The following is a 23,535-nucleotide window of genomic DNA, read 5'->3' as shown; positions in this document are numbered from 1 at the left end:
ACTGCGAGGGTCGGCCCGACGTGCGGACCGGCCACTGTTACAGCGTGCGGGCAACCTCGATACGCTCGAAGCATTCGATCTGGTCACCGGCCTTGACGTCGTTGTACTGCTTCACGGCGATACCGCATTCCATGCCGTTGCGCACTTCGTCGACCAGGTCCTTGAAGCGACGCAGCGATTCCAGTTCGCCCTGGAAGACCACAGTGTTGTCGCGCAGCACGCGGATCGGCTTGCTGCGCTTGACCGTGCCTTCGATGACCATGCAACCGGCCACTGCACCAAACTTGGAGCTGCGGAACACTTCACGCACCTGCGCGATGCCGATGATCTCTTCGCGAATCTCCTTGCCAAGCAGACCCGAAGCGGCCTGCTTCACCTGGTCGATCACGTCATAGATGATCGAGAAGTAGCGGACATCCAGGCCCGAGGTATCGATCACCTTGCGGGCCGAAGCATCTGCACGGACGTTGAAGCCGATCACCAGCGCCTTGGAGGCGGCGGCGAGCGTGGCGTCGGACTCGGTGATGCCACCGACGCCGGCGGCGATCACGTTGACCTTCACGTTCTCGTTGCCGATCTGGCTGAGCGATTCGCGCAGCGCCTGCACCGAACCCTGCACGTCGGCCTTGACCAGGATGTTGAGCGTCTGCTGCTCGGCGCCCTGGGCCATCTGCGCCATGATGTCTTCAAGGCGGTTGGCCTTGCTGACCATGCGCGTTTCGCGACGCTTGAGCTGACGCTCGGCGGCCACTTCACGAGCCAGGCGTTCGTCGGCCACCACCACGAAGTCGTCGCCGGCTTCCGGCACGCCGGACAGACCCAGCACCTGCACCGGAATCGACGGACCAGCTTCCTGCACGGTCTTGCCGGCTTCGTCGATCAGCGCACGCATGCGGCCGTACTCGATACCGCAGACGACGAAGTCGCCGCGCTTGAGCGTGCCCTGCTGCACCAGCACCGTCGCCACCGGGCCGCGACCGCGGTCCAGGCTGGATTCGATCACCACGCCGGAGGCGGGGCCATCTTCCACAGCGGTCAGCTCCATCACTTCGGCCTGCACCGAAATGGCGTCGAGCAGGTCGTCGATGCCCATGCCGGTCTTGGCCGAGACGGCCACGAACGGCGTGTCGCCACCCCATTCTTCCGGAATCACTTCCAGGTTGCCGAGGCCTTGCTTGACGTGGTCCGGATTGGCGTCGGACTTGTCCATCTTGTTGAGCGCCACGATCAGCGGCACCTTGGCGGCGCGTGCATGCTGCACGGCTTCGGCCGTCTGCGGCATGACGCCGTCATCGGCTGCCACGACCAGCACCACGATATCGGTGGACTGGGCGCCGCGGGCACGCATCGAGGTAAACGCCGCGTGGCCCGGGGTGTCGAGGAAGGTGATCACGCCCTTGGGCGTTTCCACGTGGTACGCGCCGATATGCTGCGTGATGCCACCGGCTTCGCCCGAGGCCACCTTGGTGCGGCGGATGTAATCGAGCAGCGAGGTCTTGCCGTGGTCGACGTGGCCCATGATGGTGACCACCGGCGGACGCGGCTTCTTCTCGCCCTCGAGCTCGGCGTTCTGCGTGTGGGCAGCCAGCGCGGCTTCGGCGTTGTTCTCGCTTGCCGCCACCGGGGTGTGGCCCAGCTCTTCGACCACCAGCACCGCGGTGTCATGGTCGATGGTCTGGTTGATGGTGGCCATCACGCCCATCTTGAAGAGGGCCTTGACCACTTCCGAACCCTTGACCGCCATCTTGTTGGCGAGATCCGCCACCACGTTGTGGTCACCGATCACGACCTCACGCACCACCGCAGCGGTGGGACGGGTGAAGCCATGCGGGCCGCTGGAGGACGGGCTGCTATACCGCGAGGTATCGCGGCTCGGGCCACGGCCGGACTTGCCGCCACGCTTGTTGTTGCTTGAGCGGCGCGCACGGTCGGCGTCGCTCAGGTGCATCTCGCCTGCCGCAAAGCGCTTGCCACCAGGGCCTTCCTCGCGCTCGCGGGCATAACGGGTCTTGTTGCTGCTGCCGGCCGGTGCCGCGGCGCCAGCCGCAGCATTGGGAGCACCCGGCGTGCGGGCTGCAGCTGCGGCGGGCGCTGCTGCAGCCGGGGCGGGCGCAGGGGCCGGCGCGGGCGCGGGGGCCACAACCACGACCTTCTTCTCGCGACGACGCGGCTCGTGGATGGTCGGCACGATCATGCCCAGCGCACTGTGATCGATGCGCTGGACCGACTGTTCGACCGGGGCCTGCTTGTCGGCAGCCTCGGCGCTGACCGGCTCGGCCACCACCGGCGTCGGCTCGCTGCGTGCGGGGGCAGAGGCAGCTTCGGCGGCCACCTGGCGCTCCTGCTGTTCCCTGGCGCGTGCAGCGGCCTCAGCCTCGGCCTGCTGGCGACGCTGTTCTTCTTCAGCCTCGCGCTGGCGCTGAGCTTCGTCGGCGCGCTGCTGGGCTTCTTCCTGGCGGCGGCGATCCGCATCCAGGCGCTCGGTTTCTTCGTGGTCGCGCTGCGTCTGAGATTCCTGCAGCTTGCGCACGGCGTCTTCGCGCTCGACGTCATTGCCCGCTTCTTCGGCGATGACGCTGCGCTTGACGTAGGTTCGCTTGGCGCGCACTTCGACGTTCACCGTCTTGGCGCTGGCAGCGGCACCGCGGCCGCCCGGCGTGGCGACTTTGAGCTCGCTGACCTTGCGGCGCTTGAGGGTGATCTGGCGGGGCGAGCTGTCGTCCGCTTCCGCGGGACTGATCTCGGTTTTGCCATGGGTACGGCGCAGGAAGCCCAGCAGCTTCACCTTTTCGGTGCTGCTGATGATCTGCTCCGGATCGGAGAATTTCATACCAGCTTCGCCCAGCTGCCCAAGCAGCCTGTCCACCGGCATGCCAAGTACCTTGGCAAGTTGTTTGATCGTTACGTCCGACATCGTGTTCTTTCTCCGCCGTTCCCGCGCTTAACGTCCGTGCGGCTTCGCCTGCACAGCCAACCCATCCATGGTGGAGGCATCTCAGCCCTCCTCGGTGCGCTCTTCCAGAGCGCTACCGCCCGCGGTTAGCCACCTTTCTCCAGACGAGCGATCATCGGCGCACGTGCTGCCATGATCAGCGCCGCAGCGCGTTCCTCGTCCATGCCATCGATGTCGATCAGGTCATCAACCGCGAGGTCGGCCAGATCGTCCACCGAGACCACTTCACGCGAAGCCAGCGCAAATGCGGTGGCCTCGTCCATGCCCGGCAGATGCAGGAGTTCATCGGACGGCTGATGCTCGTCGATGCCCTCTTCCACGGCCAGTGCTTCGGTGAGCAGCGCGTCGCGGGCGCGGGCGCGGAGCTCTTCAACAATGTCTTCGTCGAAACCTTCCACGGCCAGCAGCTCGGCGCTCGGCACATAGGCGATTTCTTCGACGCTGGAGAAGCCTTCCTGCACGAGGATGTTGGCGATCTCCTGGTCCACTTCCAGCTTTTCCATGAACAGCTGGCGTGCGGCTTCCTGTTCGGCCTCGCTCTTGGCGGCGACCTGGTCCTGCGTCATCACGTTGAGCTGCCAGCCGGTGAGCTTGCTGGCGAGGCGCACGTTCTGGCCACCGCGACCGATGGCCTGGGACAGCTTGTCCTCGGCGACGGCGATGTCCATCGAGTGCTTCTCTTCGTCCATGATAATGGACTGCACTTCGGCCGGCGCCATGGCGTTGATGACGTACTGGGCCTGGTTTTCGTGCCACAGGATGATGTCCACGCGCTCGCCATTGAGCTCGTTGGACACGGCCTGCACGCGCGAACCGCGCATGCCGATGCAGGCGCCGATGGGATCGGTGCGGGTGTCGTGCGCAACCACGGCGATCTTGGCGCGGTCGCCCGGATCGCGGGCGCAGCCCTTGATCTCGACCAGGCCCTGGCCCACTTCCGGCACTTCGAGCTTGAACAGCTCGATCATGAATTCCGGTGCGGCGCGCGAGACGAACAGCTGCGGACCGCGGGCTTCCGAACGCACCTCGTAGAGGTAGCCGCGCACGCGGTCGCCGACACGGGCCGATTCGCGCGGAATGGTGCGGTCGCGCGGGATGAAGGCCTCGGCATTGCTGCCCAGGTCCAGATAGACGTTGCCGCGCTCGACGCGCTTGACGATGCCGGTAACCAGCTCGCCCACGCGTTCGCGGAAGGCGTCGACCACCTGCATGCGCTCGGCTTCGCGCACGCGCTGCACGATCACCTGCTTGGCGGCCTGGGCGGCGATGCGGCCGAATTCGGCGTTCTCGACCTGCTGCTCGATGTATTCGCCGACCTCAGCGTCTTCGCGCTCGTCGACGGCGTCCATCAGGCGCACCTGGTGATACGGCGATTCCATCTCACCGTCGTCGGCGATGATTTCCCAGCGACGGAACGTTTCGTAATCGCCGGAGTGGCGATCGATGACCACGCGGACATCCGGATCTTCATCCGGATAGCGCTTCTTGGCGGCGGACGCGAGAGCCGCTTCCATGGCCTGGAAAATCACTTCACGCGGCACGCCTTTTTCATTGGCAACCGCGTCAACCACCAGCAAAAGTTCTTTGCTCATTGCAGCAACTCCGTAGACGCCGCCGGCGCCCCATCGGTTTTAAGTTGATTTACTTCGCGGCCTTCTTGCCCGGGGCTTTACCCGGCTTGGGCTGCGGCACATAACCGAGCGCCACCCAGTCGGGCACCACGCGCGCGCTTTCCACCGCGTCATGGTCGAACTCGAAGGTCTTGCCTTCGGCTTCCAGCGAGATCCGCTCGCCTTCGACCGAGATCACCTTGCCGCGCAAGCGGCGACGTCCTTCCATGGGCGCCTTGAGCAAAATCTTCACTTCCGTTCCCGCCACCTTGGCGAACTGYGCCGCGGTAAACAGCGGACGGTCGATACCGGGCGAAGAAACTTCCAACACGTAATGCCCCGGGATCGGATCTTCCACGTCGAGCATGGCCGAGATTTCCCGGCTGGCCGCCTCGCAGTCTTCGACGTTGATCTCGCGGCCCTCGGTGTCGAGGAAGACACGCAGGGTACTCTGCCCCTGCGACGGGGTGAACTCCACGCCGATGCATTCCAGGCCCAGATCGGCCAGAACTTCCGTAAAGCGTTGAGCCAGTGCCTGCGTATCCATGATTGCCCTACCGTTACTGATCGCCAGAAACAAAAAATGGGCTCAAGCGGCCCATTCCATGCTCTAAAAATAGAGCGTCTCGCCGATGTCCCGACCCATCCAGACTCTTTCGGGGCACCTGGGGCGCAGCCAGCATCTAAGCGGCTTGTGACGCACGTGCGACGCTTCCTTGCGCCCAACAAAAAAGCCTCACGAGGAGGCTTTCTTGTTCTAAGAAAGATCTGGTAGCGGGGGTAGGATTCGAACCTACGACCTTCGGGTTATGAGCCCGACGAGCTGCCAGACTGCTCCACCCCGCATCAGAGTCCGCAAAGATTAGCGAGATGGCCGAATTCTTGCAAGCCTTTTCGCTAACTAATTTCACTTCATCGACAAGAAAGCGTCACGGAGATGCGGCCGTGACGCCCAAAAATCAAGCAATCATCAACCGACGAAAACGCTCTGGCACCAGCCGAACAGCGGGCCCCAGACGATGCCGAGCACCAGCAGCGCCAGCACGTTCAACGACAGTACCAGGCGCACCGAGACGTCCTTCTGCAGATGCACTTCGGTGCCTTCCACCGGCTTGTCGAAGTACATCACCTTGACCACGCGCAGGTAGTAATAGAGGCCGATGATGGCGAACACCGCGCCGACCAGGGCCAGCCACAGGAAGCCGGCATGGATCGCCGCCTGGAACACCAGCAGCTTGCCGAAGAAGCCGAACAGCGGCGGCACGCCGGCCAGCGAGAACATCACCAGCATCATCAGGAACGCCGCCCACGGCGAGCGCTGGTTGAGGCCCTTGAGATCGTCGATCTCTTCGCACTCAAAGCCGGCACGCGCCAGCGCCAGGATCATGCCGAACGCTGCGGCGCTGGTGATCGCATAGCTGATCGCATAGAACAGCGACGAGGCATAGCCTTCCGGACCGGCATTGACCAGGCCGACCAGCAGGTAACCCATGTGCGAGATGGTCGAGTAGGCCAGCAGGCGCTTGAGGTTGGTCTGCACGATGGCAACGATGTTGCCGATCGCCAGCGACAGCACCGCCAGGCACGCCAGCATCAGCTGCCAATGCTGGGACAGGTCGCCCAGGCCCGACGCCAGCAAACGGTAGGCCATACCGAACGCCGCCAGCTTCTGCGCGGAACCGATGAAGACGGTCACCGCGGTCGGCGAACCCTGGTACACATCCGGGATCCACATGTGGAACGGCGCGGCACCGAGCTTGAAGCCGATACCCACGATCATGAAGATCAGGCCGAACACCAGCAGATGCGGCATGCCCGTGTGGCCGGCGGCCATGTGCAGGCGCACGAGGTCGAGCGTGCCGGTGGCACCGTAGACCATCGACATGCCGTACAGCAGCATGCCCGAGGCCAGCGCACCCAGCACGAAGTACTTGATGGCCGCTTCCGAGGACAGGCGCGAATCACGGTTGAGTGCGACCAGCGCGTACGACGACAGCGTAAGCAGTTCCAGGCCCAGGTACACCATGATCAGGTTGCCGGCCGACACCAGCAGCATGATGCCGATCACCGCGAAGATGGTCAGCGTGTAGAACTCGCCCACGAACAGCTTGCGGTCCTGCAGATAGGGCTTGGCGTAGAAGAACACCAGGACGGTGGTGAGCAGCGAGAAGACCTTTAGGATCTCCGAGACGCCGTCGCGGATGAACATCCCGTTGAACGCGGTGACCGCCTGGCTGGGCTGGCCGGCGACCACCAGGTAGATGGCCACCAGCAGCACGGCAATCGACAGCCAGTGCAGCACCGGGCGCTGCTCGGGCTTCATGAAGGCATCCAGCAACAGCAGCAAACACGCTGCCGCCACCAGATAGAACTCCGGCAACAGGATCAGTATGTCATTGAAATTCGGCATGATCAGTCCTGCTTAGATCTTGTGGTTGCCAAGCTGGGTCACCAGCTGCGTGACCGACGAATCCATCAGATGGATCAGCGGCTGCGGCCAGATGCCCAGGGCGAACACGGCTGCGGCGAACGCGCCCAGTACAAACCATTCGCGTCCGTTGAGGTCCTTCATCTCCGCCACATGGGGATTGGTGATGTCGCCCCACAGCACGCGCTTGACCATGTACAGCGTGTAGGCGGCACCGATGATCAGGGTGAACGCGGCAAAGAACGCGATCAGCGGATTGGCCTGGAAGCTGGCCAGGATCACCTGGAATTCGCCCACGAAACCGCTGGTACCCGGCAGGCCGCTGTTGGCCATGGCGAACACCACGTAGAAGAAGCCGAACCACGGCATCACGTTGATGACGCCGCCGTAATCCTTGATCTGGCGCGTATGCATGCGGTCGTACAGCACGCCGATGCACGAGAACATCGCGCCCGAGACGAAGCCGTGCGAAATCATCTGCACCATCGCACCCTGCATGCCCAGCTTGGCGGCATCGAGGTTGTTGCTGCCGCGCACCAGCATGAAGGCGATGAAGATGCCCAGCGTGACGAAGCCCATGTGTGCCACGGACGAATACGCCACCAGCTTCTTCATGTCCTCCTGCACCAGCGCGATGTAGCCGATGTAGACCACCGCGATCAGGCTCAACCCGATCACCACCCAGGCGTACGCATCAGCGGCGTCGGGCGTAATGGGCAGGGAGAAGCGCAGGAAACCATAGCCACCGATCTTCAGCATCACCGCGGCCAGCACCACCGAACCACCGGTGGGCGCTTCCACGTGGGCATCGGGCAACCACGTGTGTACCGGCACCATCGGCACCTTCACCGCGAAGGCGATGAGGAACGCGAAGAACAGCCAGGTCTGCTCCTTCATCGACAGCGGCAGCGCCGCCAGCGTGGCGAGGTCAAACGAACCGGCCTTCAGGTAGAGGTAGATCAGGCCCACCAGCATGAAGATGGAGCCGAAGAACGTGTAGATGAAGAACTTCAGCGTGGCGTACACGCGACGCGGACCACCCCAGACACCGATGAGGATGAACATCGGGATCAGCATGGCCTCGAAGAACACGTAGAACAGCAACGCATCCGTGGCGCAGAACACGCCGATCATCAGGCCTTCGAGCACCAGCATGGCGGCCATGTACTGGTGCGGATTGGTCTGGATGACCTCCCACGCGCCCACGATCACCAGGATGCCGACGAAGCTGGTCAGCAGGATCAGGGCCACCGAAATGCCGTCGACCGCCAGGTTGTAGTGGACGCCCAGCGAGGCGATCCATACATGGCTTTCGGCAAGCTGCTTGGTGGCATCCGCCGCGTTGTACAGCGGCAGCATGTAGAGGCTGAGCACGAAGGTGAGCACGGCGACCGCCAGGGCGATCCAACGCGCAGCGTTGGGTCGACCGGAGCCGGCAAGCAACACCGGGACGGCGCCCACCACGGGGAGCCAGATCAGCAGGCTGAGCAAATGATTGAACATGGAGCAGGTTCCCTTATTGCCCGACCAGCCAATACCCGCCAAGCAGCAGGATAAGGCCGAGAATCATCGCGAAGGCGTAGTGATAGAGATAGCCGGACTGCAGGCGACGCATACCACCTGCAATACGGTCGACCAGACCCGCCGAACCATTGACCAGCACGCCGTCGATAACCGCCGCATCGCCGCCCTTCCACAGGGCACGACCCAGCGCCATACCGCCGCGTGCGAAGACGATGAAGTAAACCGCGTCGAACCAGTACTTGTGGTTGAGCAGGTTATAAATCGGCTTGAGCGCGTTCTTGATGCGATCGGCCACGGACGGGTTGAACAGGTAGATGTAGGTCTGGATGATGAACGCGGCGGCGACCAGCCAGAACGGCAGCTGTGCAAAGCCATGGAAGCCGGCAGACATCCAATTGCCGAACTCCTTGGCCATCTCGCCAAGCACATTGTTGGTCTCGTTGACGTGGATCGCCGAGCCAAACCATTCACCGTAGAGCAGCGGCTTCACAGCCAGCCCGCCCACGATGATCGACGGGATCGCCAGCAGGATCAGCGGCAGCGTCACCACCCACGGCGACTCCTTCGGCGTCTCGTGCATGATGCCCTGCTCGTGATGACCGTGGTCATCCTTGTGCGAGACATGATGGTGTTCGTCGTGCGCGGCATGGTCGTCGTGGCCGTGAGCATGGCCGTGGCCATGGCCATGATCGTGCACCACCACGAAGCGCTCCTTGCCGTGGAAGGTCAGATACATCTGGCGGAAGGTATACAGCGCGGTCACGAAGGCGCCGGCCATCACGCAGAAGTATGCGTAGGTGGCACCCCAGCGATGCGACTCGCCCACCGCTTCGATGATCGCGTCCTTGGAATAGAAGCCCGCGAAGAACGGCACGCCGCACAGCGCCAGCGAACCGATCCACATGGTGATCCAGGTAATCGGCATGTACTTGCGCAGGCCGCCCATGTAGCGCATGTCCTGCTCATGGTGCATGGCGATGATGACCGAGCCGGCACCCAGGAACAGCAGCGCCTTGAAGAAGGCATGCGTCATCAGGTGGAACACGGCGCCGGCATAAGCGGAGACGCCCAGCGCCACCGTCATATAGCCCAGCTGTGACAGCGTGGAGTACGCGACGACGCGCTTGATGTCGTTCTGCACGATGCCGATCAGGCCGGTGAACAGCGCGCCAGTGGCGCCGATGATCATCACGAAGCTGAGTGCGGTTTCCGACAGTTCGAAGATGGGCGACATGCGCGCCACCATGAAGATGCCGGCGGTCACCATCGTCGCGGCGTGGATCAGTGCCGAGATCGGGGTGGGACCTTCCATCGAGTCGGGCAGCCACACATGCAGCGGCACCTGGGCGGACTTGCCCATCGCGCCGATGAACAGGCAGATGCAGATGACGGTGGCGGCATCCCAATGCGTGTTCTGGGTGATCTGCAGGGTCTTGCCCACCAGGCCCGGCGCCGCGGCAAACGCCGTGGTGTAGTCCAGCGTGCCCAGGAAATACAGCACGCCGGCGATGCCGAGCAGGAAGCCGAAGTCGCCTACGCGGTTGACCAGGAACGCCTTGAGGTTGGCGAAGATCGCCGTCGGGCGCTTGTACCAGAAGCCGATCAGCAGGTACGACACCAGGCCTACCGCTTCCCAGCCGAAGAACAGCTGCATGAAGTTGTTGCTCATCACGAGCATCAACATCGAGAAGGTGAACAGCGAGATGTAGCTGAAGAAGCGCTGGTAACCCGGGTCGTCGGCCATGTAGCCGATGGTGTAGATGTGCACCAGCAGCGACACGAAGGTCACCACCACCATCATCATGGCGGTCAGGCGATCGATCATGAAGCCGACATGGGCGCTGTAGTTGCCGATCTCGAACCAGGTGTAGATGTTCTGGTTATAGATCGGCGCGCCGCCCGTGGTGAGCTGGTACAGCACGTAGAACGACAGGCCGCAGGCAATCGCCACGCCCAGGATGGTCACGCTGTGCGAACCGGCGCGACCGATGAAGCGACCAAAGAAGCCCGCCAGCAGGCAGCCGACGAGCGGTGCCAGGGCGATGGTCAGCAGAATGGAGGTAGACAATTCCATCGGGTCAGCCCTTCATGCTGTCGATTTCGGCGACATTGATGGTGCTGCGGTTGCGGAACAGCAGGACCAGGATCGCCAGGCCGATGGCGGTTTCCGCCGCAGCCACGGTGAGGATGAAGAACACGAACACCTGCCCTGCCACGTCGCCCAGGAAACGGGAGAACGCGACGAAGTTGATGTTCACCGCCAGCAGCATCAGCTCGATCGACATCAGCAACACGATGACGTTCTTGCGGTTGATGAACAGACTGGCCAGCGCGATGCAGAACAGCACGGCGCCGAGCACGATGAAGTGCGAAAGCGTGATCATGGGGTGGTCTCCTTGCCCGGTGCCGGCTGGGGCGCGACGGGAACTTCCGCGGCCATCTTCACCACGCGGACGCGGTCACGCGGGTTGACGCGAACCTGCTGCGAGGCCTGCTGGTGACGCACGCCGGTGCGCTGGCGCAGGGTCAATACCACGGCAGCCACCACACCCACGGTGAGGATCAGTGCGGCCACTTCGAACGGCAGCAGGAACTGCGTGTAGAGCGCAGTGCCCAGCCAGGCGGTGTTGGACATGCCAGCCATGGTGGCCGGATCGGCGCCCATCACGGCCTGGTGCATCGCACGCACGCCGATCAGCGCGAGCATTTCGCCCAGCATGACCAGGGCCACGATGATGCCGACCGGCAGGTATTTGATGAAACCCTCGCGTACGTGTTCCTGCTTGATGTCCAGCATCATCACCACGAACAGGAACAGCACCATCACCGCGCCCACGTAGACCACGATCAGGGCGATGGCGAGGAATTCAGCTTCGGCCAGCAGCCAGATGCAGGCGGTGCTGAAGAAGGTGAGCACCAGCGACAGCACGGCATGCACCGTGTTGCGCAGCGTGATCACGCCCAGCGCCGCCACCACGGTGACGGCCGCGAAGGCGTAGAAACACACGAGTTGGAACATATTCGTATCGATCATGATGTCCCGTCCTCAGCGATACGCGGCGTCTTGAGCGCGGGCAGCCGCGATGTCCTGCTCGAAGCGATCGCCGATGGCGAGCAGCTGCGGCTTGGTCACCACGTTCTCGCCACGCTGCTCGAAGTGGTACTCATGGATATGCGTTTCGACGATCGAGTCGACCGGGCAGCTCTCTTCGCAGAAACCGCAGAAGATGCACTTGAACAGGTCGATGTCGTAGCGCGTGGTGCGGCGCTGGCCGTCGCTCTCGCGCGGGGCGGAGTCGATGGTGATGGCGAGCGCCGGGCACACCGCCTCGCACAGCTTGCACGCGATGCAACGCTCTTCGCCGTTGGCGTAGCGACGCAGCGCATGCAGGCCGCGGAAGCGGTTGGACTTGGGGATGTGCTCCATCGGATAGCGCATGGTGTACTTGGGGCTGAACATGTAACGCATGGTCAGACCCAAGCCCTTGAACAGCTCGATGAGCAGCAGGCTTTTGAAATAGTGAGTTACGCGGGACATGTTTCTTCAGCCTCCCGTGCCGACGGTGACCCAGCCGAAAAACTTCATGCAGCCGGCGACGAGGACCCAGACGATGGTGATGGGAATGAATACCTTCCAGCCCAGACGCATGATCTGGTCATAGCGGTAGCGCGGAAAGCTCGCGCGGAACCACAGGAACATGAAGGCAAAAACGAACACCTTGACGAACAGCCACAGCACGCTGGCCTGCCCCACGATGCCCCACGAAGCCGGCAGCGGCGACAGCCAGCCGCCCATGAACAGGATCGGCGCCAGGAAGCTGATCAGGATCATGTTGGCGTATTCGGCCAGGAAGAACAGCGCGAAGGCCGAGCCCGAATACTCCACATGGAAGCCCGCGACGATTTCCGACTCGCCTTCCGCCACGTCGAACGGCGCGCGGTTGGTTTCGGCCACGCCCGAGATGAAGTAGATGATGAATACCGGCAGCAGCGGCCACATGAACCAGTCGAAGATGCCCTTGCTGCCGGCCTGCGCATGCACGATGTCGGTAAGGTTCAAGGAACCGGCCAGCACCAACACGCAGACCAGGCACAAGCCCATGGCCAGCTCGTACGAGATCACCTGCGCGGCCGAACGCATCGCACCCAGCAGCGCGTAACGCGAGTTGGACGCCCAGCCGGCCAGGATGATGCCGTACACGCCCAGCGAGGTCATTGCCAGCAGGTACAACAGGCCGGCGTTGACGTTGGCCAGCACCATCTTGTCGTTGAAGGGAATCACGGCCCACGCGGCCAGCGCCGGGATCAGCGCCAGCAGCGGCGCCATGTAATACAGGGTCCGGTTCGCGCTGGTCGGAAGAATCACTTCCTTGATCAGCAGCTTGGTCACGTCCGCGAAGGCCTGCAGCAGGCCGAACGGACCGACCTTGTTGGGCCCCATGCGCACGTGCATCCAGCCGAGCACCTTGCGCTCCCACCACACGTACAGCGCCACCGTGATGACCAGCGGCAGGACGATGCACAGGATGTAGATGACCGGCATGACCACCTGGTTGAAGATCTGTTCGCCCATGTGCTTACGCCTTGCTCAGGGTGAGGGCTGCGCCGTAGGGCGGCAGCGAGACAGTGTCGTCGTGTGCGGCTTCGATCCAGGCCGCGCCATCGGGCACGGTCGCATCGATCGCCAGCGGCAGCACCGCGTCGGCCACGCGCACCGCATCGCCCTCGCCCAGACCCTGGCGCTTGGCTTCGTCCGCATTGATGCGGACGGCCGGCGCATGGTTGAGCGGGTGCTTGCTGAGTGCGGTCGCACGACGGAGCACGGCATCGGTACGGTAGATCGGCCAGGTGGCGAGACGGCTCAGGCCAACCGCCGACGGACGCGAAGCCAGCTCGGCGCGCGGCTGATGCGCACGCTCGCTGATGCCTTCGCGCAGACCGGCCAGGTCATCGAACTCGAAGCCCGCGACCTTCATCACGCCGCCCAGTGCACGCAGCACCTTCCAGCCCGGACGCGCATCGCCCGGCGCCTTGGCGCCGGCGGCCACGCTCTGGGCGAGACCATCGACATTGACCAGGGTGCCGTCGATTTCCGGCAGCAGACCAATCGGCAGAATCACTTCGGCCACTTCGCGCAGCGCATCGCTGGCATAGGCCGTAAACGCCACCACCTTCTGCGCGCCCTTGAGCGCCTTCAGCAAGGCCGCGCCATCGGCGACGTCCTGCGGCTCGACGCCGTACAGCACATAAGCCTTGCGCGGCTGGGCCAGCATCGCCTGAGCATCGAGGCCGCCGTTACCCGGCAGCACGCCGACGCGGCCCAGGCCCACGGCGTTCGCACCGACCGGCAGTTCGTTGTAACCCGCACCCGTCGCCTGCGCGATGAACTGCGCCACGGCCCGCAGCCACGAGGCCTGCGGATGGGTGACGGCGGCTTCGCCGAGGATGACGACGGCGCTGCCACTCTTCAGATCGGCAATCGCGTCCTTGTCGCCCTCGTCGCACGACGCAGCGTGGATCGCATCGGCCAGTGCGGCCGGCGCGGTGGCACCCGCTTCGACCACGCCCTTGGCCAGCGACAGCAGCGCATCGACCAGGGCCTGCGGCGCCACGATGGCTTCGCCGGTCAGCTTGTAATTGAAGTTGAAGCTCGCCGGATTGACCGCGTAAACCTTGGCGCACTTCTTCACCGCCTGATGGATGCGGTGATTGAGTAGCGGCATCTCGTGACGCAGATCCGAGCCCACCAGCAGCGCAGCCTTGACCTTGTCCAGCTCGGCGACCGGCTTGGCGAACGCGGTGGCGATCGCGTTGTCGGCGAAGTCCAGCTGACGCACGCGGTGATCGATGTGCGCACTGCCCAGACCACGGGCCAGGCGCACCAGCAGGTCGCCTTCCTCGTTGGTGGTGGCCGGGTGCACCAGCACGCCCAGCTCGCTGCCCGGCACCGCCTTCAGCGATTCCACGGCGGCGCTCAGCGCGTCGTCCCAGGTGGTGGTGACCCACTGGCCGTTGCGCTTGACCTGCGGCGCGCCGACGCGATCGGCCGCGTACAGACCTTGATGGCTGTAACGGTCGCGATCGGACAGCCAGCACTCGTTGATCGATTCGTTGTCGCGCGGCACCGTGCGCAGCACCTCACCGCGGCGCGTATGCAGCCACAGGTTGGAGCCGAGCGCATCGTGATAGGCGACCGACGGCTTGGCGATCAGTTCCCAGGCGCGCGCCTGGAACTGGAACGGCTTGTTGGTCAGCGCGCCCACTGGGCAGACGTCGATGATGTTGCCCGACAGTTCCGTCTCGATGGTCTTGCCGATGTAGGTACCGATCTGCAGGTTGTCGCCGCGGCTCATGCCGCCGAGCTCGTACGTACCGGCGATTTCGCTGGTGAAGCGCACGCAGCGCGTGCACTGGATGCAGCGGGTCATCTCGGTGGCGACCAGCGGACCGAGGTTTTCGTCGGCGATGGTGCGCTTGCGTTCGGTATAGCGCGACACGCTGCGGCCATAGCCCAGCGCGACGTCCTGCAGTTCGCACTCGCCGCCCTGATCGCAGATCGGGCAATCCAGCGGGTGGTTGATCAGCAGGAACTCCATCACGTCCTTCTGGAACTTCAGGGCGGAGTCGGAGCGCGTGGTGACCTTCATGCCTTCGGCCACCGGGGTGGCGCAGGCCGGCTGCGGCTTGGGCATGGGCTTGCCGCCCATTTCCACTTCCACCAGGCACATGCGGCAGTTGGCGGCGATCGGCAGCTTGCGGTGATAGCAGAAGCGAGGAATGTTGATGCCGATGGCATCAGCCGCCTCGATGATCATGGCGCCCTTGCGGATCTGCGTGGGCTTGCCATCGACCTCGATGTTGACGAGGTCGAGATTGGGTGCTGCGGGCTGCGCACTCATGCGGCGGCTCCAAGCTTGTCGTCGACAATGGAGCGGCCATTGACGATGTAGTACTCGAATTCATCCCAGAACTGGCGCAGGAAGCCCTGCACCGGCCACGCCGCGGCTTCGCCGAACGCGCAGATGGTGTGGCCTTCGATCTGGCCGGCAATGGCCTTGAGACGATGCAGGTCTTCCATGGTGCCCTGACCTTCCACGATGCGATCCAGCACGCGGTGCATCCAGCCGGTGCCTTCGCGGCACGGCGTGCACTGACCGCAGCTTTCCTTGTGGAAGAACTGTGAGATGCGGCGGGTGAAACGCACCGTGCAGACGGTGTCGTCGAGCACCACGATGGCGCCCGAGCCGAGGCCCGTCTTGAGGTCACGCAGCGTGTCGTAGTCGAACGGCAAACCCTTGAGCTGTTCGGCGCGCAGCACCGGCATCGACACACCGCCGGGAATCGCACCCTTCAGCGTGCGGCCCGGACGCAGGCCACCGGCCATTTCCAGCAGCTCGTCGAAGGTGGTGCCCAGCGGCACTTCGAAGTTGCCGCCCTTCTGCACGCAACCGGAGACCGAGAAGATCTTCGGACCGCCGTTCTTGGTCTTGCTCTGCGCCAGGAACCAGTCCGCACCCTTGCGCAGGATGGCCGGCACCGAGGCATAGGTTTCGGTGTTGTTGATCGTGCTGGGCTTGCCGTACAGGCCGAAGTTGGCCGGGAACGGCGGCTTGAAGCGCGGCTGGCCCTTCTTGCCTTCCAGCGATTCCATCAGCGCGGTTTCTTCGCCGCAGATATAGGCACCGGCGCCGAGCGCGCCATAGATGTCCACATCGAGGCCGGTGCCCTGGATGTTCTTGCCCAGCAGACCGGCGGCGTACGCTTCCTTCAGCGCCTCTTCGAAATGCTCGAAGGGCTCGTGATGGAATTCGCCACGCAGGTAGTTGTAAGCCACGGTGGAACCGGTGCAATAGCACGCGATCGCCATGCCTTCGATCACCGCATGCGGGTTGAAGCGCAGGATGTCGCGATCCTTGCAGGTGCCCGGCTCCGATTCGTCGGAGTTGCAGAGGATGTACTTCTGCATGGTGCCCTTGGGCATGAAGGACCACTTCAGGCCAGTCGGGAAGCCTGCGCCGCCGCGGCCGCGCAGGTTGCTCTTCTTGATCTCGTCGATCAGGGCAGTCGGGTCGGGCTTCTCGGCGAGGATTTTCTTCCACGCTTCATAGCCACCCACCTGGGTGTAGCTGTCCATCGCCCACGGCTTGTCGAAATGCAGCGTGGTGTAGACGACCTGATGTTCTTGGGGTGCGGGTCCGTAAGCCATTGCGCCCAGCCCTTACTTAAGACCATCGAGGATTTCATCGATCTTCTGGATCGAGAGTCGCTCGTGGTAGTGACCATTGACGGTCATCGCCGGCGCGCTGGCGCAGGCGGCGATGCATTCTTCTTCGCGCTTCAGATACACGCGGCCATCGGCGGTGCTTTCGCCCAGCTTGATGCCCAGCTTCTGCTCGCAGTGTTTCACCAGATCATCGGCGCCATTGAGCCAGCACGAGACGTTGGTGCAGATGGCCACGTTGTTGCGGCCCACCGGCTTGGTCTCGAGCATCGAATAGAAGCTCGCCACCTCGTAAGCCCACACGGCGGGCAGGTCGAGGTACTTGGCAACGGCGGTGATCAGCTCGTCGGTGAGGAAGCCTTCGTTCTGCTCCTGCGCGGCAAACAGCGCCTGGATCAGCGCCGAACGCTTGCGGTCAGGAGGAAAACGGGCAACCCACTCTTCGATGTGATGACGAGTGTGTTCGTTCAGTACGACGAGCGGGTCGACATTCTTGACCTGCGCGTAATTTCCGGTGGCTTTCATGTGTGGTTTCCTCCGGGCTCAGCGATCGACTTCGCCGAACACGAGGTCATAGGTACCGATCATCGCCACCACGTCGGCCAGCATGTGGCCGCGCACGGTGACGTCCATCGAGGACAGATGGGCGAAGCCCGGCGCGCGCAGATGCACGCGGAACGGCTTGTTCGCACCATCGGATACCAGGTAGCAGCCGAATTCACCCTTCGGTGCTTCCACGGCGGCATAGGTCTCGCCCGCAGGCACGCCATAGCCTTCCGTGAACAGCTTGAAGTGATGGATCAGCGCTTCCATGTCCTCCTTCATGCTTTCGCGATGCGGCGGCGCCACCTTGTAGTTCTGCACGATGACAGGACCCGGGTTGGCCTTCAGCCACTTCACGCACTGCTGGATGATGCGGTTGGACTGGCGCATTTCTTCCACGCGCACTAGGTAACGGTCGTAGCAGTCGCCGCCCACGCCCACCGGGATGTCGAAATCGACCTCGGCGTACTTGGCGTACGGCTGCTTCTTGCGCAGATCCCACTCGATGCCCGAACCGCGCAGCATCACGCCGGTCATGCCCCAGGCCTGCGCCTTTTCCGGCGGGATCACGCCGATGCCGACCGTACGCTGCTTCCAGATACGGTTGTTGGTGAGCAGTTCTTCGTACTCATCCACCTTGGTCGGGAAGTCGCTGGTGAACGCTTCCAGATAGTCGAGCATGGAGCCTTCGCGCCAGGAGTTGAGGCGCTTGAGGTCCTTGCCCTTGTGCCAGGGCGACTCGCGGTACTGCGACATGTGGTTGGGCAGATCGCGGTAGACGCCGCCCGGACGGTAATAGGTCGCGTGCATGCGCGCGCCCGACACCGCCTCGTAGACGTCCATCAGTTCCTCGCGCTCACGGAACGCATACAGGAACACTGCCATCGCACCCAGGTCGAGCGCGTTGGAACCGATCCACATCAGGTGATTCAGGATGCGGGTGATTTCGTCGAACATGGTGCGGATGTACTGCGCACGCTCCGGCACCTCGATACCCATCAGGGTTTCGATGGAGCGCACGTAGGCGTGCTCGTTGCACATCATCGACACGTAATCGAGGCGATCCATATAGCCGATCGACTGATTGAACGGCTTGGACTCGGCCAGCTTCTCGGTGCCGCGATGGAGCAGACCGATATGCGGATCGGCGCGAACCACGGTTTCGCCGTCCATCTCCAGCACCAGGCGCAGCACGCCGTGCGCAGCGGGATGCTGCGGGCCGAAGTTCATGGTGTAGTTGCGGATCTCTTGCATGATCAGTTATTCCGCCAGTTATCGGCCGCTTCGGCCTTGGCCTGCTGCAGGTCGGCATCGTCACGGATGACGCGCGGCACCAGCACGCGCGGCTCGATCGACACGGGTTCGTACACCACGCGCTTCTGCTCGGGGTCGTAACGCACCTCGACATTGCCAATCAGCGGGAAGTCCTTGCGGAACGGATGACCCACGAAGCCGTAGTCGGTGAGGATGCGGCGCAGGTCCGGGTGACCGTCGTAAATGATGCCGTACAGGTCGAACGACTCGCGCTCAAACCAGTTCACGCCCGGCCAGATGCCGGTCAGCGAAGGCACGATCGGCAGCGAGTCGTCGTCGCAGAACACGCGCAGGCGCAGGCGCTGGTTGTTCTCCAGCGACAGCAGGTGAACGATGGAGGCGAAGCGGCGCGGCGAGGAGTCGGCGTGCGGGCGGTCGGCCCACTTGAAGCGGCCCATCGCCTCGCCTTCCACACCGCGCGAGAAGCCGGTGCCGGACACGGTTTCCGTGTCCCATTCGGTCTGGCCGTAGCCGAGGTAATCGATGCCGCAGACGTCGATCGGCACGCCGAAGCGGAACGATGCTTCGTCACGCAGCGCGGTAGCCACCGCGAGCAGGTCGGCGGCGGCCACTTCGGCGGTGACTTCATTGCGGACGACGCTGATCGTCAGCATTTCGCCGAATCGCGCGGACAGGCGCTCGGCCAGCGAGTTGAAAGAGGTATCAGTCATGCTCTGCTGCGCCTTTGTCAGGAACGCGCGATGGTGTTGGTGCGGCGGATCTTCTTCTGCAACTGCAGGATGCCGTGGATCAGCGCTTCGGCCGTTGGCGGGCAGCCCGGCACGTAGATGTCCACCGGCACGATGCGGTCGCAGCCACGCACCACGGAATACGAGTAGTGGTAGTAGCCGCCGCCGTTGGCGCAGCTACCCATCGAGATCACCCACTTCGGGTCGGGCATCTGGTCATAGACCTTGCGCAATGCCGGGGCCATCTTGTTGACCAGCGTGCCGGCCACGATCATCACGTCGGACTGGCGCGGGCTGGGGCGGAACACCACGCCGTAGCGGTCCAGGTCCAGGCGCGCGGCGCCGGCATGCATCATTTCCACGGCGCAGCAGGCCAGGCCAAAAGTCATCGGCCACATCGAACCGGTGCGCGCCCAGTTCATCAGGGCGTCGACGCTGGTCGTGGCAAAGCCGCGCTGCATGACGGGGTTGTCTTCGGCCGGACGCAGGATGTCGTCCACCAGGTTCAACGGCTGCGGGTTGTGCATCACCCGGTCAAGCGACGAGATCACTCCCATTCCAGTGCTCCCTTCTTCCACACGTAAGCAAAGCCGATGACCAGCAGCAGCAGGAACAGCGCCATCTCGACCAGGGCAATCAGGCCGATCTTGGTGAACACCACGGCCCACGGAAACAGAAACGCAATTTCCAGGTCGAAGATGATGAACAGGATCGCCAGCAGGTAATAGCGCACGTCAAAACGCATGCGCGCATCTTCAAAGGCTTCGAAGCCGCACTCGTACGGCGAGAGCTTCTCGGACTCGGGGCGACGCGGGCCGGCCAGCAGGCCGATGACCAGAAGCACCACGCCTAAGCCGGCGGCAACGCCGATGAAAAGCAGAATGGGCCAGTATTGGGCAAGCACGATGAAACGTACCTCCGCGCCTTCATTGGCGCATCAGTGACCGTCGGGGAAACGGTCCGCGGAACTTGGGTTCGGCATGACCCGCGAGGGCCAAGGGCTAGGCGCCACGATCACGTGCATTGGGGGCAGCGAGCGTCCGACTTCCCTCGATCTGAATCGAGGGATCGCGACATTGTATCAGTGCGCTTAACAACAACAAGCCTTGACGGCTGTTTGGAAGGAGATTTGCAGGGGTTTCTTCCAGCGGTCGTAAGCCATTGCGACCAAGGTCTTAGAGCCTGACTCTACATCGTGTGCGTGGGGCGCTCGGATCCGGTCAGGCCGGCCAGGATGTTCTCAATGCGGGTACGCGCCACTTCGCCATCGGACGACTCGTTGAACTGCACGCCAATCCCGGCCGTGCGGTTGCCCTGCGCACCGACCGGGGTCACCCAGACCACCTTGCCGGCCACCGACAGGCGCTCGCCTTCATCGGTGAGGTTGATCAGCAGCACCACTTCGTCGCCCAGGGCGTACTTCTGGGCGGTAGGGGCGAACAGGCCGCCGTGCTTCAGATAAGGCATATAGGCGTTGTAGAGCGACGCCGTGTCCTTGATCTTCAACGAAATGATGCCCTGGCGGGCGGCAATGGCCGGATTCATGACTGCTCCTGTACACCGCTGATGCAGTGCCCCTCAGCCGCATCGTAGCGAGCGGTCGGCCATTGCCACAAGCGAGATGTCGACGGAATGTGACGGCGCTAGAGCTCGCACCAGCCCCAGCGGTCGAAGATCCAGGGCGATGGCAGATTCATATGCAGCTTGAGGAAGCGCGGCCCAGGCGCGGCCGGGTCCAGGCCATGCAATACGTAACGCCCCTGCCCGTCCATGGTCAGTGGCGCCTGGCGCCACGGCCACTGGCGAACGCCCCGCTCGTCGACCAGGGTCAGGTGCAACCAGCGATGGAGCGAAGGAGATGGCTGCCATGGCAGCACGGCCGACTCGGTGGAAACAGCGGTTCCCCGCACCGACTGATACCGCTCGCCACGGTCCGCCAGACGGCGCATCCGCTTGCCGCTCAAGGCCATCTGGCTGCGATGACAGGCCAGCGCGGCCATCTTGGTGGCATGGATGCCGACCGAGGAGTCGAGCTTGACCCGGCCTTTGCCGATGACCTCCTGGCCGTGCACGAGATAGGCCAGCATGCGCGGCGTCTCGACGTTGGCGCGGGCCACCGCCAGGCGGGTCAGGACATGGGCGGCGCCGTGATCGGGGTGGTGATCGCCCAGCGCGGGCAAGGCGACCAGGTTGGGGCGAAACGCCTCCAAGTGCCGGCTCACCATCTCGACGCTAACATCCAGCTGGTCGCAAAGGCGGCTGGTGATGCCCATGTCGGGCCAGCCCAGGGGCAGCAACGCCTCGCCGGTCACGCCCAACTGAGCCAAGGCCTGGGTCACTTCGGCACGCCGGCGCTCACCCCAGCGGCGGCGCTCGTAGGGGCCGATGCGCAACCGGCGCTCCACCCAGCGTTGTGGCCAGGGATTGTTGTCGCCATTGGTGAGCAGGAGGATCTGCACTTCGCCGCCGGCCTGCCGTACCTGCAGGATCAGCTCGCCGGTGGCGATCGATTCGTCATCCGGGTGCGGCGCGACGACCAGCAGTCGCGTCCTGGCATTGAGGCTCAAGCTCACGTCAGCCCCCTGTGACAGGAGGCGCCGGACGCCAGCCGCGATCGAAGGCCTGCGACCACACGAAAGCCACAGGCGTGCCGCCGCTCACCACCAGATGGTGGGTGCCGCGGCTCAGGAACCAGTGGTCCGCCGGCGCGGCGCCATCGAGGCTGCCGCTGAGGCGCTGGTGTCCATCGGTCACCACATAGTCTCCGGGTACGTTCACGTCTATCGTCTGCTGGGGCTGGTGATCGGCAAGCATACGGCCCGCGATCCAGATATCTCCGCCAGCCTCCACATAATTGAGCATCACGAAGCGCGCGCTCGAAGGCGGCAGGCGCCGCAACACCACCAGCATGGTCCGGTGATTGACCAGGTCGTCGACGATGGTGTCCGCCATCTGCCCACGGCGCAGGCGCCGCATGGCCAAGCTTTCCAGCACGGGATAGTAAGGGCGCATGCGGAATATCGTGTCGCCCTTGGGGTCCATCACCGTGTCGGTTTCGTTCGTGTAACGCAGCACGGTCGACAGTTCATTGCGTTGCGCGGCGAGATCGTCCTGCCATGGCGGCGCATCGGCAATGACGGCTGCCATTTCCGCCACCAGCAAAACCATCAACAACACGCCGCGCAGTCGCGGACGCGAGTTCAACCACTGCCAAGTCGCCGCCAGGCCGGCAGAGGCAATGGCAAGCGTCGGCAGCACAGGCAGGAAATCCTGCTTGGTGATGAGTGGCCAGATGAACCAGATCAGCAGCAGGTACAGACCGCCCTGCAAGGCAAAGAACACGGTCCAGTCGAAACCGCCTTCCGAGCGCTGCCGCGCTTCACGCACGCACATCACCACCAGCACCGCTGCAAAAATCAGAAACCACAAACCTTGCTGCGCCGCATGCCGTTTGTTGGCGCCGCCGATGTTGTACTCGGCCAGCCCGTACCACGCGTCTTCGAGCAAACCGTGCGTGCCCAACCAAATGGCAAAAATGGCGGGCACCAGCAGTACGCCCAGCAACGCGGCGATCCAGCAACGCACGCCGGCCCGCGGCGCGTGCGAGGGCCGCATCATCCGCACCACGCCGGCCGCGACGACGGTGGTGACCAGCAGCACCAGTGTTTTCTGCGATACCGACAGTGCACAGCCCATCGCCAGGCCGGCCACGAAGTAACGCCACAGGCGCGGCGGTGCGCCCGCCACGAACGCCAGGCCGAGCAACCACATCGCCATCCACATGTCGTCGGTGCGGAACTGTCCGCTGACGACGAAGAACCGCGGGAATAGACCGGCCACCAGCACAACCACCGCAGCGACGCGCCAGCCGTAGAGGCGTTGCGCCATCCAGCCCGCCGAACCCAGGGCGATCACATACCAAAACTGCATGGCCAGGCGCAGCCAGGTCAGCACGTCGGGACGGTTGTCCAGCCACTTCAGCAGCGGCGAGTGCAGCCATCCGAACAGCGGGCCGTGGTTGTCGAAAACATCACGGTAAGGCAGCAGCCCTTGCGTCCACGCCCATGCGACGTGCGCGTGCTGCGCTTCGTCGGAGTTGAGCGTGTACGCATTAAGCCATGCCAGTCGAAGGACCAGCAGGAACAGGAGCGAAATCCACGGCCAAATGGGGAGCTGGCGTTGGGGGACGAACTTCATCGGCGAAGCGTAGGCAGGCGGCCTGTCAGCGGCCTTTCCCTAGGGGAAACGCGGTG

General features: G+C 63.7%; 20 protein-coding genes and 1 tRNA gene. All 21 read right to left on the bottom strand.

From position 1 onward, the window contains the following. Positions 1–37: 37 nt before the first annotated feature. The 21 genes from infB to AC1DKY_RS13265 all read right to left on the bottom strand — a co-directional run bounded on the left by infB (position 38) and on the right by AC1DKY_RS13265 (position 23,479). Positions 38–2,914: a translation initiation factor IF-2 gene (gene infB / locus AC1DKY_RS13365; protein ID WP_441604074.1), complete on the bottom strand. Its 2,877-nt coding sequence runs from the start codon at positions 2,912–2,914 to the stop codon at positions 38–40. A 125-nt stretch (positions 2,915–3,039) separates the two neighbouring features. Continuing rightward, complete coding sequence (nusA, locus tag AC1DKY_RS13360) at positions 3,040–4,545, bottom strand: transcription termination factor NusA (RefSeq protein WP_441604073.1); 1,506 nt, start codon at positions 4,543–4,545, stop codon at positions 3,040–3,042. Positions 4,546–4,594: 49 nt separating this feature from the next. Further along, on the bottom strand, positions 4,595–5,110 hold the full coding sequence (locus AC1DKY_RS13355) for a ribosome maturation factor RimP (protein ID WP_441604072.1): 516 nt from the start codon (positions 5,108–5,110) through the stop codon (positions 4,595–4,597). A gap of 222 nt (positions 5,111–5,332) precedes the next feature. Continuing rightward, positions 5,333–5,409 (bottom strand) — tRNA-Met (locus AC1DKY_RS13350). A gap of 124 nt (positions 5,410–5,533) precedes the next feature. Beyond that, on the bottom strand, positions 5,534–6,973 hold the full coding sequence (nuoN, locus tag AC1DKY_RS13345; protein WP_441604071.1) for an NADH-quinone oxidoreductase subunit NuoN: 1,440 nt from the start codon (positions 6,971–6,973) through the stop codon (positions 5,534–5,536). 12 nt (positions 6,974–6,985) lie between these two features. Further along, on the bottom strand, positions 6,986–8,494 hold the full coding sequence (locus AC1DKY_RS13340) for an NADH-quinone oxidoreductase subunit M (RefSeq protein ID WP_441604070.1): 1,509 nt from the start codon (positions 8,492–8,494) through the stop codon (positions 6,986–6,988). 13 nt (positions 8,495–8,507) lie between these two features. After that, positions 8,508–10,589 (bottom strand): NADH-quinone oxidoreductase subunit L, encoded by a 2,082-nt coding sequence (gene nuoL / locus AC1DKY_RS13335; RefSeq protein WP_441611283.1) that lies wholly within the window; start codon positions 10,587–10,589, stop codon positions 8,508–8,510. A gap of 4 nt (positions 10,590–10,593) precedes the next feature. After that, positions 10,594–10,899, bottom strand: coding sequence for an NADH-quinone oxidoreductase subunit NuoK (gene nuoK / locus AC1DKY_RS13330; RefSeq protein WP_046970165.1), 306 nt, complete (start codon positions 10,897–10,899; stop codon positions 10,594–10,596). Further along, on the bottom strand, positions 10,896–11,549 hold the full coding sequence (locus tag AC1DKY_RS13325) for an NADH-quinone oxidoreductase subunit J (RefSeq protein WP_441604068.1): 654 nt from the start codon (positions 11,547–11,549) through the stop codon (positions 10,896–10,898). The genes nuoK and AC1DKY_RS13325 overlap by 4 nt, the downstream gene beginning before the upstream one ends. A gap of 12 nt (positions 11,550–11,561) precedes the next feature. Next, positions 11,562–12,053, bottom strand: a complete 492-nt coding sequence (gene nuoI, locus AC1DKY_RS13320) for an NADH-quinone oxidoreductase subunit NuoI (RefSeq protein ID WP_046970163.1) — start codon at positions 12,051–12,053, stop codon at positions 11,562–11,564. A 6-nt stretch (positions 12,054–12,059) separates the two neighbouring features. Further along, complete coding sequence (gene nuoH, locus AC1DKY_RS13315) at positions 12,060–13,088, bottom strand: NADH-quinone oxidoreductase subunit NuoH (RefSeq protein WP_441604067.1); 1,029 nt, start codon at positions 13,086–13,088, stop codon at positions 12,060–12,062. Between the two features lie 4 nt (positions 13,089–13,092). Next, positions 13,093–15,414 carry an NADH-quinone oxidoreductase subunit NuoG gene (gene nuoG, locus AC1DKY_RS13310; protein WP_477179987.1) on the bottom strand — a complete coding sequence of 774 codons (2,322 nt, stop codon included), beginning with the start codon at positions 15,412–15,414 and terminating at the stop codon, positions 13,093–13,095. Further along, a complete protein-coding gene (gene nuoF, locus AC1DKY_RS13305; RefSeq protein WP_441604065.1) occupies positions 15,411–16,721 on the bottom strand; it encodes an NADH-quinone oxidoreductase subunit NuoF in 1,311 nt (436 codons plus the stop codon). The genes nuoG and nuoF overlap by 4 nt, the downstream gene beginning before the upstream one ends. A 12-nt stretch (positions 16,722–16,733) precedes the next feature. After that, a complete protein-coding gene (gene nuoE / locus AC1DKY_RS13300) occupies positions 16,734–17,261 on the bottom strand; it encodes an NADH-quinone oxidoreductase subunit NuoE (RefSeq protein WP_046970159.1) in 528 nt (175 codons plus the stop codon). 18 nt (positions 17,262–17,279) lie between these two features. Next, positions 17,280–18,533, bottom strand: a complete 1,254-nt coding sequence (locus AC1DKY_RS13295; protein ID WP_441604064.1) for an NADH-quinone oxidoreductase subunit D — start codon at positions 18,531–18,533, stop codon at positions 17,280–17,282. A 2-nt stretch (positions 18,534–18,535) separates the two neighbouring features. Then, positions 18,536–19,264 (bottom strand): NADH-quinone oxidoreductase subunit C, encoded by a 729-nt coding sequence (locus AC1DKY_RS13290; protein WP_441604063.1) that lies wholly within the window; start codon positions 19,262–19,264, stop codon positions 18,536–18,538. A gap of 17 nt (positions 19,265–19,281) precedes the next feature. Then, entirely contained in the window at positions 19,282–19,839 is a 558-nt protein-coding gene (locus AC1DKY_RS13285) for a NuoB/complex I 20 kDa subunit family protein (RefSeq protein WP_046970156.1), read from the bottom strand. Next, entirely contained in the window at positions 19,830–20,186 is a 357-nt protein-coding gene (locus AC1DKY_RS13280) for an NADH-quinone oxidoreductase subunit A (RefSeq protein WP_121880989.1), read from the bottom strand. The genes AC1DKY_RS13285 and AC1DKY_RS13280 overlap by 10 nt, the downstream gene beginning before the upstream one ends. A 284-nt stretch (positions 20,187–20,470) precedes the next feature. After that, positions 20,471–20,827, bottom strand: coding sequence for a PilZ domain-containing protein (locus AC1DKY_RS13275; RefSeq protein WP_046970154.1), 357 nt, complete (start codon positions 20,825–20,827; stop codon positions 20,471–20,473). A gap of 98 nt (positions 20,828–20,925) precedes the next feature. After that, entirely contained in the window at positions 20,926–21,855 is a 930-nt protein-coding gene (locus tag AC1DKY_RS13270) for a PIG-L deacetylase family protein (protein ID WP_441604062.1), read from the bottom strand. A gap of 1 nt (position 21,856) precedes the next feature. After that, a complete protein-coding gene (locus AC1DKY_RS13265; RefSeq protein WP_441604061.1) occupies positions 21,857–23,479 on the bottom strand; it encodes a hypothetical protein in 1,623 nt (540 codons plus the stop codon). Positions 23,480–23,535 lie beyond the last annotated feature (56 nt).

Source organism: Dyella sp. 01N448, from assembly GCF_056399225.1.
Note: the sequence above shows the minus strand (reverse complement) of the source record. Positions and strands in the feature narration are given on the sequence as shown.